This window comes from Filimonas lacunae (assembly GCF_002355595.1).
Classification (GTDB): domain Bacteria; phylum Bacteroidota; class Bacteroidia; order Chitinophagales; family Chitinophagaceae; genus Filimonas; species Filimonas lacunae.
This window is the reverse complement of sequence record NZ_AP017422.1, coordinates 6892368-6904749: the sequence shown is the minus strand read 5'-3', so window position 1 is coordinate 6904749 and position 12382 is coordinate 6892368. Positions and strand designations below refer to the sequence as shown.

Sequence of the window (12382 nt, the reverse complement as noted above, 5' to 3'; positions counted from 1 at the left end):
ACTTAGTAAAAACGAGAAAGCTTTTATGGCAAAATGGGTATGTGATAATCCACCAGCTCCCGGTATGTATGGGTTGATGCAGGTATATAAACGACAAGGTGTTACACTGGGCCGTGTACATAATCCATTGTGCGGGAAGCGGGTTAAAGCTGCTCCTGAGTTTGCCGGTACCCGTAAGTATGCCGATTTGCTGGCCATTGCTTCTCCCTTAGCTTCTGCCGTACATCGTACTTTGCCTGAAAATCGTCAACGGTGTCATTATCAAATGCTTGCTGGAAAGGCTATTCAATGGTTAAAGGAAGGAAAAAGCGAGACAGAAACACATGTGTTGTTGCTGGAAGCTGCTGAAGTGATACGTAAAGAGTTGAAGCCACAAAAGATAAAAGTACGTTCTAAAAAGAAAGCTGAAAGGAAGCCTGCATTCTGTATTCAATTACGGATTACTCCTTCCGTAAGTAGCAGATTTAGTTGTATGCAACGTAAAAAGAGTGTACGTCGTAACATGTGTTCTGTTGGTTATTGGCCGCATTTAGTGCCACAATAATTCCTATATAGTTTTACAGGGATTAATCTCACTTAGTCGGGAAGGCACTTTTATGCTCTCATTGTTGTAAGAACTACTCCAACTCAATTATGGTATAGTCTGTATAGGAAATGTTGTTTTTCCTGTGATCTAGTGAAAGATCAAGCTATGTATTTTTTTATAATGAGATAGTGTTAGTCTTAAAAAAACAAAAGGGTAGGAGCCTGCCACGTTAATTTGTATCCCTGGCCCTGACAAGCCTACTTACCCTTTCAAGTAAGCGAAGCACAAATACGTAAGCAGACCCAACCCCTTTGTTATGGAGATTGAATACTTTATTTTACTCGCAATTTAAGGATTGTTAGATTAGAGACGCAAGCCCTGTTAAGGACAGGGCTACTTTGCCAATGTTGAAAAATACATAAAATCAACTAGGCATAAACGTTAATTCTTTATAGAATAAAAATACGTTTTGTAAATTATAAAAACGATTTCATAGTTTATTATGATAATTATGTAAATTTTTTGTTTGCGAAAGACTTACAAGTTTGATGTTTGCTTCATAGTTGATTTTATGTCAAATTTTGACAATCATAATTGCAAAAATCTAGCTTTAGAGTCTATCAAATCTTCCTTTGAAGCGAAGAAGGTAGTGAAGGCTTTAACTCCGCTATTGCCATGCAAAATCATAAATACTTTAGTGATCAACGATGATCGTTCTAAGCATTTAGAAAGGATTTTTGAACGACGTTGCCGCTCTGATTAATAAAACTTTCAAAGTCCTACGTAACAAGCAGCGTAAGGCAGGCTATATCAGGCTGCCCGGCCATTTAACATTAAAGTATGTGCAGTCTGCAACTATGGCTTTGTGTAAGAGGTATTTTAATTTCTGTTGTTCTTCTAATCATAGCTTATGGAAAAGAGATTTATATCAAACGAAACAGACTTCAAACCAGTAATCATGGAAGAATTAGGCTTTGAAACACCCACTGATGTATTCGAAGCATTATTCTCTCTTTACGATATAGACGAAGCTATTCTAATACTGGAAAACATGTATGGCCGTAGCTTAATGGCGTGTGAGACGGACAAGGTGGTAGAAGATAAGCCTGCGCGGGTTTACTTCTTCTCCAAACATATGAAAGCGGTTTTAGAAGGCTTATATCTAACATATAAAAAGTCGCAGGCTGTACAAGCTGCACAGCCTGTTTTACGGGCTTGTTAGTGTGCTAACTTATCCTATCACCTATCAAAACAATTTATTGTATGGCAATACACATGGGTAAAACAGTAAAAGGGTATGTAAAACAAAAAAAGCTGAGCGTAGAGCAAGTGTCTTTGGCTATTGGGAAAGTGCAGTCTTATGTTTATAAGATGTATGATAAAGAGCAATTGCAGATTGGTGATTTAATGCGATTGTCGTTGCTGCTGAATGTAAACCTGTTTCACTTTTATAGTGAGGATGAAGCTTTGCTGGATGCGGAGCCGCCTAAGTTAAAAATGGCTTGCTAAGGTCGCGATGGTTATTCCTCCTTGTCAAAACATAATAACCAGAAAACGAAAAAGCTAAAACTAAATAGCCGCAAATAAAAAATGCAGGTTTAATACCTGCATTTTTCTCCTGGTAAAAATTTCACGAATTTCTCTATTACAAAGCTTTCTTTCGGTGTGGAACTGGAAACGCCCAGCTGCGTTACAAATTTGCCTTCTGCTTCGGTCAGTACTCTTTCGCCGGGTTTGGACTTTATTTTGGCCGCGGCGGTTTTTATGGCGGTGGCGGCTTCGGGGGTATAGGTTACGGCGTATTCTTTGCCCCATCCGCAAATTTTAATGCGGCTGGTATCGGAATAGGCTAACATGCCGCGCACCTGGATGGCTTTTTTAGGGGCAAACTTGCCGGTTTGGCGGTGCAGGGTATAGTTTACCTTGGTGCCGGTGATGATAACTCCTTCATTATCCAGCGTTTGCAACTCGTTGGTACCCACTATTTTATACTGGCGATTGCCTTCTGTAATCTCGTTCAGGGTTAAAATGCTGTCTACGGCACTCCATTTTCCCAGCTGGTACGAAATGTGGCCGCCTTCTTTGGTGCCTAAATATTCCTGTTCCAGCGTAAAAGTGCTGTCTGCATTTAAATCTAAAACCGTAATTATGCCTTCACAATCGGCGCAGGGAAGGGTATCGGCAAACAATCCGTCGAGTATTTTGCCTGTAAAAGGCGATACTACCTTGTTTACAGTATCTTTTTTCTCTCCGGTTTTCGTAGTATTATTACAAGAAACTGCGGTAAATAAACAGGCAAAGGCTAGTAAGATATTGGCTGGTACTCGCATAGAAAGGGATTGTTTAAAGGTTAAAATTAGGAAGAACAGGTTAATTTGCCGCAGGAGCCTATATTTGCAGTCCTTTCAAAACAAGATTTAAGCATGGAATACAGCAGAATTATTTCAGTAACGGGTTTAGGTGGATTATTCGAGTTAGTGGGCAGTAAAGCAGATGGTGCTATTGTTCGCTCACTGGAGGATAATACAACCCGCTTTGTAAGTTCACGCGTACACAGCTTTTCGCATCTCGAAAGCATTGAAGTATATACTGTTCGTGACAATGTAAACCTGGTAGAGGTGTTACAGGCCATGAGCGCCAGCAAAGAAGCTACACCTTCTGAAAAAGATGCCGCAGCAGTGAAGGCTTATTTTCAGAAAGTATATCCTGATATGGACTTTGACCGTGTGTACGGCAGTGATATGAAGAAGATGGTAAAATGGTTTACCATTTTGAAAAACAACAACGTTGAGCTGAAGCTGAGCGAAGTTGTGGAAGACGAAGATGCAGAAGAAGTTGCTGTAGAGGAAGCGCCTGCTGTTGTAGCAGAGGAAGCTAAGCCTGCAAAAGCTACTAAAGCTAAAAAAGCAACTGCTGAAGTAGCAGAAGGTGGTGAAGAAGCGGCTACTCCTAAAAAAAGAGCGCCAAGAAAAAAGAAGACTGAAGAAGAATAGTTAAACATAACTAACACTTTGTGAGAGGAACCGCAAAACGGAAACCGGCAGTGAGCATAAAGCTTTCCGCCTGTTTCGGTTAACGGTTCTTTTCGCGTTTTACACCATTCCGTTTATTTCTAAAGCCTAACGACATATACGATGCAATACACCGCGGATATACAGAAGCAAAAGAGATCTTTTTTACCGGCCGATTTTACCATTACCACCTGGGATGCTCTGGAGCCTTATTTTAAACAACTGGCCGAAGCACCCATTAACTCCCGGGCCGACCTGGAACAGTGGTTACATGATATAAGTGAAGTAGAAGCAGCTGTGAGTGAAGATGCGTGCTGGAGACAGATAAAAATGACCTGCGACACTACCAACCCACAACTGGAAGAAGCGTTCACCTATTTCTGTATGGAAATTCAGCCCAAGCTGCAACCTTACGCAGATGTGCTGAACCGTAAATTGGTTGACAGTTCTTTTACCAAAGAGCTGGATCAGCAATTATACTTTACCTACCTGCGCAATGTGAAAAAAAGCATTGAGCTGTTTAGGGAGCAGAACATTCCTATCCAGGCCGAGTTGAGCGTAATGCAACAACAGTATGGTGTTATTGCCGGTAAAATGACCATTGAAGTAGAGGGACAGGAATACACTTTGCAACAGGCTGCGCGCTTTTTAGAAAAGCCCGATCGTAACCTGCGCGAAGCGGTATACCGTAAAATAAATGAGAGAAGGTTACAGGATAAAGAAGCGTTAAACAACTTATACAGCCAGTTAATTGAAAAGCGTAACCAGGTAGCTGTAAATGCCGGTTTTGCTAATTACCGCGATTACAAGTTTGTGGAGCTGGGCCGTTTTGATTACTCGAAAGAAGATTGTTTCCAGTTTCACGAAGCGGTTAAGCTGCATGTGCTGCCACTGGTAGAAAAGATATACGAGAAGAAAAAAGAGAAGCTGCACCTGGATACGCTGCGTCCCTGGGATACCGAAGCACAGCCGGAAGGCGTTCAGCCCCTGCACCCTTTCACAACCGGAAAAGAGCTGTTAGACAAAACAGTGAATTGCTTTAGCCAGTTAAATCCATTCTTTGCCGACTGTTTGAAAAAGATGGAAACCATGGGACACCTGGATCTGGAAAGCCGTAAAGGCAAAGCGCCGGGTGGGTATAACTGTCCATTAGCAGAAAGTGGTGCGCCTTTCATTTTTATGAATGCTGCGGGCCAGATGAGTGATGTTACCACTATGGTACACGAAGGTGGACACGCTATCCATTCTTTCCTGGCGCATCCGTTAGCATTAAGCTCATTTAAAGAGTACCCGATGGAAATTGCTGAAGTAGCCAGTATGAGCATGGAGCTGTTTAGCATGAACCATTGGGAAGCCTTCTTTAATAATGAAGAAGAGTTACAGCGTGCAAAAGAACATCAGCTGGAAAGGGTAATTACCATATTCCCGTGGATTGCTACTATTGATAAGTTTCAACATTGGGTGTACGAACATCCTACACACACTGTTGAAGAGCGTGCAGCTAAGTGGATGGAGATTTTAAAAGAGTTTTCTATCAAAGCTATTGATGTAGAAGGGCTGGATGCTTATCGCGCCAACAGCTGGCAACGTCAGCTGCATTTGTTTGAAGTGCCTTTTTATTATATTGAATACGGTATTGCACAGTTAGGTGCTATTGGTATGTGGATGCAGTACAGGCAAAACCCTGAGCAGGCTTTGCAAAACTATATGAACGCACTGCACCTGGGTGGCACTAAAACATTACCGGAATTATACGAAGCGGCAGGATTGAAATTCGATTTTTCTCCTGCACATATCAAAACATTGATGGAGTTTGTAAACACAGAAATGGAAAAGCTGTAACTACTGGTTAGTTACAGCTGCTGCATATGCCGCTTACAATTACATCTACCTGTTTGCCCTGGAAACCTTTTGGTAACTGTACTTTAGGTACAGTTACATGGTCCAGGCAATAAGTAATGCCACAGTTGTCGCATACAAAATGCACGTGGTCATCATGATGATGGCCTGCGGAACATTCATCTTTACATAAGGCATATTTTACCGAGTTGTCGGTGGTTGGAATAGTGTGAATAATGCCTTTTTCCACAAACGTTTGCAGGGTGCGGTAAATAGTTACCCTGTCAAAGTTGGGGCCTGTTTGTTTTTCAATATCAGCGTGCGCCAGGGCAGCATTGCTGTTTTGAAACAGTTCCAATATTTTTTTACGGCTGTCAGTAACACTTAACTGACTGCGTTTTAGTATGGTGGTTATAAAGTCTTCCATAAATCCTCCTTTCCTTTATTGCGGGTTGTTGGTAAAAATACTACTGTTAAAGCCACTTTTACCTTGCTTTTCTTTCAGTAGTGTTGCAATGTCTGTTTTCAGCTTTGCCAGTTCATCTTCTTTCAGGCCATCGTAAATCTGACCGCGCACCTGGCCATTCTTATCTACTACTGCAAAAAACTGGGTATGGATAAACTGATCTTTAATGTTGTCCAGGCCGTTTTTAGGATCATCTAACAGGTAGCTATAACGTGCAGCAGCATATAAACTGTCTTTACGGCCTGTTAAAAACACCCATCTGTGGTTGTTTACCTTCAGCGAATCGGAGTAATGTTTAATTACCGGCACCGAATCCGTTTCCGGATCGCAGGTGTGCGATACAATCATGAAGTCCGGTTCGTCTTTAAAGGTGTTATAAATTTTGTGCATATTGGCGTTCATGCGCGGACAAATACCTTTACAGGTGGTAAAAAAGTATTCCACCACGCATACCTTACCTTGCATATCGCGCTCGGTAAAAGTCTGGTTGTCCTGGGTGGTGAACGAAAAAGGCTTTACAGTGCTTAGAGTAACAGACTTAGACTTCCAGTTTTCAGTACCTCTAAACAGAAAAAACCAAAATCCTACGGCTAAACACACAAAAAAGGCACAATAAATTATCAGCTTCTTACTATTCATAAATCATCTTTTTCTAATCCGGTACCGCAAAGGTACATCAGTCTGATATTTTACTTTGCAACTTGGTTGCAATGGGCTAATTTTGACAATCTAATGTATCGGAGAAATGCGGATAAAGATTAATTGGGATGCTTTAGGAATTAGTGCTTCACTGGCCTGTGCTATACATTGTGCGTTGTTGCCCATGCTGTTAGGCAGTGTTTCGCTGTTTGGAACAGATATTTTACACAACGCTTTTTTTGAATATTTTATGATAGCCCTGGCCTTTGCTATAGGAGCCTGGTCGCTATTTCATGGCTGGAAAAAGCATCACCAGAGCTTTTTGCCCCTTTTATTATTCAGCCTGGGCTTTACCTGCCTGTTGGCTAAACAGATGTTGCACGAGTGGCACGACTGGCTGCTAATTCCCGCAGTGCTGTTTATTATCACCAGCCACAGTGTTAACTACGCAAAGTCTAAAAAGAAAAACAGCCGTTCTGCTAAAACTCTCCAGGAAGCGCCTGCCTTACAGGAAGTTAAAGTTGCCGCCGAAAAATGTGTAGCCTGTTAAACAGGCTATTTTTTATGCAGTACCTGCAATTGCCATTTGTTTAAATGCAACCGTTGTTACTACTGCTACCTTTAGTAACTTCATTTGCCTGCAAAAAAGGCTTGCCCCATTCTTTTTTATAATGGCAGGCTATTGGTAATAAGAATAGGCAACCATTCAAACTTCTGACAGTGATTAACCATATACACGAAAGCAAGAAATTGATGATAAGCTTATTGGCCGCAGTGGCAACCGGGTTTATTTTGCCGGCCGATCAACTAAAAGGGCTTGTGCATATCATGTTGTGCTGGGATGTGTTTGCACTGGTATTGCTGGTGCTTAACTGGATCACCTTTTTTACCACCACGGCGCACGATATACGTAACAAGGCGAAAATAGAAGATTCAAGCCGGGTGGTAATTTTCAGTATTGTGCTGATATGCACTTTTGCCAGCATGCTGGCGGTGGTATTATTACTGGTTACACGTTCTGAAAAACATGAATGGAAAGGGGCCTATATGGTGGTGGCTATTGCAGGAATGGTGTTTTCGTGGCTGCTGATGCACTCTATTTACACTATCCGGTATGCGCATTTGTATTATGCCAATCATCCGGATAAAAAAGACACGCATGCCGGCGGGTTGGAATTTCCCGAAGATGATAAGCCTGATTTTATTGATTTTGCCTATTTCGCTTTTGTGCTGGGGATGACCTTCCAGGTATCAGATGTGCAAATCACTTCTAAAAGTCTGCGAAGGATGGCTTTGATGCACGGCATGTTATCCTTTGGCTTTAATACCATTATTGTTGCGTTAACCATTAACGTGCTGGCAGGGTTGAGCAATTAATGTGTTTGTGGGAATAACCTAACTTTGAAATTGTATGGCAGCCGCATTTGAATCCTATTTCAGGGAGCAGGGAAAGCTAAACGAAGCAGACATTGAGCAGATGATTTCGATGGCAGAAATAAAAATGCTTCATCGAAACGAATTGCTGTTACAGCAGGGGCAGGTAAGCAGGCACAAGATATTTGTTGTCAAGGGCTTACTGCGTATGTATGGAGAAATGGAAAACGGTAGTGAGCATACTTTACGTTTTTCGCCGGAAAACAGCTGGACCCTGGATGTGGAAAGCTACGATTTGCAGGCGCCGGCAAAAAGCAATATTGCTGCCGTGGAAGATTCGGAGGTGTTGCTTTGGAAAAAAGCAGATTTTGAGCATTTACTAGCCACTATGCCCCAGCTTAATGCTTTAAGCAAGCTGGTGATATCTCAAAATATTTACAACAGCCGCAAGCGGCTGGCTATTGCATTAAGCGCCACACCAGAAGAGAAATACGACGACTTTATACAAACTTATCCGGGTTTATTATCCCGTGTTCCCTTGCGTATGATTGCTTCTTACCTCGGCATTTCTTTAAAAACGCTCACCCGCATACGTCACGCACAGGTGCATCGTTAGCTATAAATATGGTCAAATGACCACTTTTCGGGAAATGATTTGGCTCACTTTTATACCTCATTAAAAAAGTCATTCATTATGCGTGTATTTGTTACAGGAGCTTCCGGATTTGTTGGTTCTGCTGTTGTTGCAGAACTGGTACGCGCCGGCCACCAGGTACTTGGCCTTGTACGTTCAGACAGTGGTGCAGAAAAAGTAAAGAACGCCGGGGCAGAACCTTTTCCCGGTGATGTAAACGACCTGGAAAATTTGAAAAAAGGCGCTGCGCAATGCGACGCTGTTATTCATACAGCATTCAATCACGATTTCAGCCGCTTTAAACAAAACTGCGAAGACGATCGCAAGGTAATAGCAGCATTGGGCGAAGCATTAACAGGTACCAACAAACCACTGGTGGTTACTTCTGCTGTAGGCTTATTGAACAATGGCTGCCTGGTTACAGAAGATGATGTGCCTCCGGTGGGATCTGATGTAATGCCACGTGTAGCAACAGAAGAAGCTACCCGTGCGGTAGCAGCGCAAGGTGTGAACGCGTACATTTTACGACTGCCGCCTTCTACACATGGCGAAGGTGATCATGGTTTTGTATCTATGCTTATAGGCATGGCTAAACAAAATGGCGAATCGGCTTATGTTGCAGCTGGCGAAAACTTTTGGCCTGCAGCACACCGTTTTGATGCGGCGGTTTTGTATCGCTTAATTGTAGAGCAACAGCCTGCACAAAAGGTGTTTCATGCGGTGGCAGAACAAGGCATTCCGTTTAAGGATATAGCAGTTACAATAGGCAAAGGATTAGCGCTGCCTACTAAAAGCAAAGAGAGTAAAGATGCCGAAACACATTTTACCTGGTTCCTGCATTTTGCATCTATGAACTGTCCTTCCTCCAGTGCTAAAACCCGTGAAGTGTTAGGCTGGAACCCGCAACAACCGGGCTTGCTGGAAGATATGGTTGCCGGAAAATATTTTGAATAACAGCAATGCTTTTAAGCGAAAGCTTTTTAATGCAAAAAGGCAAGACAACGATAAAAAGGAAAACGTGAGAATAGTACAAGTGGAGTTGTCGCTTAAATGAAAAGAGGGAATATCAGTTGTTGATATTCCCTCTTGTATTGTAAAGCTGTATACAGACTAGTTAAACGAATAGCTGATACTGCCGTCTTTGTCATCTTTTAACTGAATGCCCAAAGCTGCCAGTTCCTTGCGTATTTTGTCGCTGGTAACAAAGTCTTTTTTATCTCTTGCTTCTTTGCGAATGTTAATAAGCAATTGCAACACGCCATCCAGGTGGCCATTATCCTTATTATAATCTTGTTCGCTTTTTAAACCAAACACATCTTCAATGTACACTTTCAGTTGTGTTTTCAACAACTCCTGGGTGTTGCCACTGAGAGCGTCGGCTGCAATGTGTTTGTCTTTAATACTGTTGATAATGGGTACCAGTTCAAACATATTGGCCAGCACCTTAGCGGTGCTGATGTCGTCGTTCATAAACTCATCAAACTCCTGCACCAGGTTTCTTACTTTTTCGTCCAGTGCAGCATCGGTAGCTGGCTGATTGTTGTTGGTAAGAATTTCCTGGCTAACGCTAAATGCATCCATTAAACGTCTTAAACCTTTCTCAGTTGCCTGCAGGGCTTCATTGCCAAAGTCAAGCGTAGAGCGGTAGTGCGTTTGCAGGATAAAGAAACGGATAACCATAGGATGGTAAGCCTGCTCCAGCTGAGGGTGGTTGCCAGAGAACATTTCTGTAAGCTTAATCTGGTTACCATAGCTTTTACCCATTTTTTTACCGTTAACGGTAATCATATTGTTGTGCAGCCAGTAGCGGGCAGGTGTTTGATGATTGCAAACGGTGCTTTGTGCTATTTCGCACTCGTGGTGTGGAAACTGAAGGTCCATACCGCCGCCATGAATATCAAATTGCTTGCCCAGGTATTTGGTGCTCATGGCTGAACACTCAATATGCCAGCCCGGGAAACCTTCGCCCCAGGGACTTTGCCAGCGCATAATATGTTCAGGAGGTGCATTCTTCCATAAAGCAAAGTCGGCTTTGTTGCGCTTTTCTTCCTGGTTGTCCAGTTCACGCGAGCCTTCCTGCATGTCTTCTAATATGCGGCCGCTTAACATGCCGTAGGGAGAGCCTTTTTTAGAAAAGTCTTCATCATACTTGGCCACGTCAAAGTAAACCGATCCGTTTGCCACGTAGGCATAGCCGTCTGCAATAATTTTTTCAATCATCACAATCTGCTCTACTATATGGCCGGTAGCGGTAGGTTCAATGCTGGGCTGAATGTTATTAAACTGTAGCATAGCCCAATGAAACAGGTTGGTGTATTTCTGCACCAGCTCCATCGGTTCCAGCATTTCCAGTATGGCTTTCTTGCTTATTTTATCTTCTGCCTCGCGACCTTCTTCTTCAAAGTGGCCGGCGTCGGTAATGTTACGCACGTAACGCACTTTGTAACCGAGGTGAAGCAGGTAACGGTAAACGATATCGAATGTAATAAAGGGGCGGGCGTGTCCCAGGTGGCTTTCGCCGCTTACGGTAGGACCGCACACATACATACCTACATGCCCTGGAGTCAGGGGTTCAAACACTTCTTTCTGCCGGGTAAGCGAATTGTATACTTTTAGCTGTGACATATATCGATATAGATATGAATTTTATTTTAATGGATGGCGAAAAACTGGCTATCGGGGTGTAAAAATAGAATAGATGCTGCTTAGCAGCAACAGGATGTGAATGCGAAAAGAATGTTGATAGCGGTGAACATAATGCGAATATATTCTATTTTTTGAAACTTACATCTGCTACTAGCAGCAGATGATCGCTCAGATCTTCGTCTACCATATCAAACTGATGAATGTTAAAATGCTCATCCGGTAAAATATAGTCAATACGCAGGGTGGGGGCAAGGGCTATATAAGTACGGCCAATACCAAAATCCTTTTGCAAAAATGCATCCTGCCAGTTATCGCGTATATGGAAATAGGTGTAAGAATTAGGAACATCATTGAAATCGCCACAGATAATGGAAGGATAGGGGCTATCGTCCAGTGTTTCCCGCACAATATTGGCCTGAATGCCCCGGCGGGTAAATGCCACCTTCATTTTCTTGAAAATATTGCGGGAGGCATCAAAAAGCTCTTTATCCTGCTGCTGAATTTTATCAATGTCCTGGTAATCGGCGGTTGAAAAGCGGAAGCTTTGTAAATGGGTGGTGAATAACCTTACGGTGTCTTTGCCTTTTACTATGTCGGCATAAATGAGACTTTCCGCCCTTTTACCGGGGTATTGAATTTTGCCGGTGTGGATAATGGGATAACGGGAAAATATAATGCTGCCATACAGGAAAAAGCCATTGCCCTTTTTATAATCTTCCGAGAAAAAATAATGTGGGTATTCTTTCACCAGCAAGCCAATATTATCGGCCTGGCGACCCTGGGTATAGGAGTGATTAAACTCCTGCAGGCAAATAATATCCGGCTCCAGGTTCAGGATAGCATCGGCAATTTGTTTGCGTATCATTTTCTGCTTATCCTTTCCTTTACTTAAACCCACCAGGCTGCCCACATTCCAGTCTACAATGCGCAAACGCGGTTCAATTTTTACATTGCTGAAATTACTTTTGAGGTTAGTGGCAAACAGTGATTGCAATTGTTTATAACCTATGGATAAGGTAAGCAGTGGTAAAATGCTCCAGCGGGGTTTGGTAATAAGCCAGAACAGGATAAGAAATACCTGCAATATTACCAGGTAAGGCACCATTAAACCTAAAAAGCCAATAGGCCACCAACGGGCAGGCGTTAAATAAGGCACCAGGCACGACAATAAAAAGCACACGCATACAATGCTGGTAAGCACTATAAAAAAGCGTTTGGTAAATGTGCGTATCATTCCGGCCATGGGG

General features: G+C 42.6%; 14 protein-coding genes. 9 read left to right on the top strand and 5 right to left on the bottom strand.

Annotated elements, in window-relative coordinates:
• Window positions 1-25 precede the first annotated feature (25 nt).
• The 3 genes from FLA_RS27220 (at window position 26) to FLA_RS27210 (ending at window position 2035) form a co-directional block, all read left to right on the top strand.
• Window positions 26-544, top strand: a complete 519-nt coding sequence (locus tag FLA_RS27220; RefSeq protein ID WP_076376291.1) for a hypothetical protein — start codon at window positions 26-28, stop codon at window positions 542-544.
• Between the two features lie 892 nt (window positions 545-1436).
• On the top strand, window positions 1437-1748 hold the full coding sequence (locus FLA_RS27215) for a hypothetical protein (RefSeq protein WP_076376289.1): 312 nt from the start codon (window positions 1437-1439) through the stop codon (window positions 1746-1748).
• Between the two features lie 41 nt (window positions 1749-1789).
• Window positions 1790-2035, top strand: a complete 246-nt coding sequence (locus tag FLA_RS27210) for a hypothetical protein (RefSeq protein WP_144263973.1) — start codon at window positions 1790-1792, stop codon at window positions 2033-2035.
• A gap of 89 nt (window positions 2036-2124) precedes the next feature.
• Here the strand turns inward: FLA_RS27210 and FLA_RS27205 are convergent, their stop codons facing one another.
• On the bottom strand, window positions 2125-2856 hold the full coding sequence (locus FLA_RS27205) for a copper resistance protein NlpE (RefSeq protein ID WP_076376285.1): 732 nt from the start codon (window positions 2854-2856) through the stop codon (window positions 2125-2127).
• A 93-nt stretch (window positions 2857-2949) separates the two neighbouring features.
• Between FLA_RS27205 and FLA_RS27200 the strand changes: the two genes are divergently transcribed.
• A complete protein-coding gene (locus FLA_RS27200) occupies window positions 2950-3519 on the top strand; it encodes a DUF5606 family protein (RefSeq protein ID WP_076376283.1) in 570 nt (189 codons plus the stop codon).
• 141 nt (window positions 3520-3660) lie between these two features.
• Window positions 3661-5379 carry a M3 family oligoendopeptidase gene (locus FLA_RS27195; RefSeq protein ID WP_076376281.1) on the top strand — a complete coding sequence of 573 codons (1719 nt, stop codon included), beginning with the start codon at window positions 3661-3663 and terminating at the stop codon, window positions 5377-5379.
• 7 nt (window positions 5380-5386) lie between these two features.
• On the opposite strand, the gene FLA_RS27190 is transcribed toward FLA_RS27195, so the two are convergent.
• Window positions 5387-5803, bottom strand: coding sequence for a Fur family transcriptional regulator (locus FLA_RS27190; RefSeq protein WP_076376279.1), 417 nt, complete (start codon window positions 5801-5803; stop codon window positions 5387-5389).
• A gap of 15 nt (window positions 5804-5818) precedes the next feature.
• Complete coding sequence (locus FLA_RS27185; RefSeq protein WP_076376277.1) at window positions 5819-6481, bottom strand: SCO family protein; 663 nt, start codon at window positions 6479-6481, stop codon at window positions 5819-5821.
• Between the two features lie 106 nt (window positions 6482-6587).
• Here FLA_RS27185 and FLA_RS32125 point away from each other — a divergent pair, with 106 nt between their 5' ends.
• The 4 genes from FLA_RS32125 to FLA_RS27165 all read left to right on the top strand — a co-directional run bounded on the left by FLA_RS32125 (window position 6588) and on the right by FLA_RS27165 (window position 9443).
• Entirely contained in the window at window positions 6588-7031 is a 444-nt protein-coding gene (locus tag FLA_RS32125; RefSeq protein ID WP_076376275.1) for a MerC domain-containing protein, read from the top strand.
• 170 nt (window positions 7032-7201) lie between these two features.
• The gene (locus FLA_RS27175; RefSeq protein ID WP_144263972.1) at window positions 7202-7858 is read left to right on the top strand and encodes a DUF1345 domain-containing protein; all 657 of its coding nucleotides are present in this window, start codon (window positions 7202-7204) and stop codon (window positions 7856-7858) included.
• A gap of 34 nt (window positions 7859-7892) precedes the next feature.
• Complete coding sequence (locus FLA_RS27170; RefSeq protein WP_076376271.1) at window positions 7893-8471, top strand: Crp/Fnr family transcriptional regulator; 579 nt, start codon at window positions 7893-7895, stop codon at window positions 8469-8471.
• 78 nt (window positions 8472-8549) lie between these two features.
• Window positions 8550-9443, top strand: coding sequence for an SDR family oxidoreductase (locus FLA_RS27165; RefSeq protein WP_076376269.1), 894 nt, complete (start codon window positions 8550-8552; stop codon window positions 9441-9443).
• Window positions 9444-9599: 156 nt separating this feature from the next.
• Here FLA_RS27165 and cysS read toward each other — a convergent pair whose 3' ends face one another.
• Both cysS and FLA_RS27155 read right to left on the bottom strand, forming a co-directional pair.
• Window positions 9600-11114 carry a cysteine--tRNA ligase gene (cysS, locus tag FLA_RS27160; RefSeq protein WP_076376267.1) on the bottom strand — a complete coding sequence of 505 codons (1515 nt, stop codon included), beginning with the start codon at window positions 11112-11114 and terminating at the stop codon, window positions 9600-9602.
• A gap of 145 nt (window positions 11115-11259) precedes the next feature.
• Window positions 11260-12369 (bottom strand): endonuclease/exonuclease/phosphatase family protein, encoded by a 1110-nt coding sequence (locus FLA_RS27155; RefSeq protein WP_159445063.1) that lies wholly within the window; start codon window positions 12367-12369, stop codon window positions 11260-11262.
• Window positions 12370-12382: the final 13 nt, after the last annotated feature.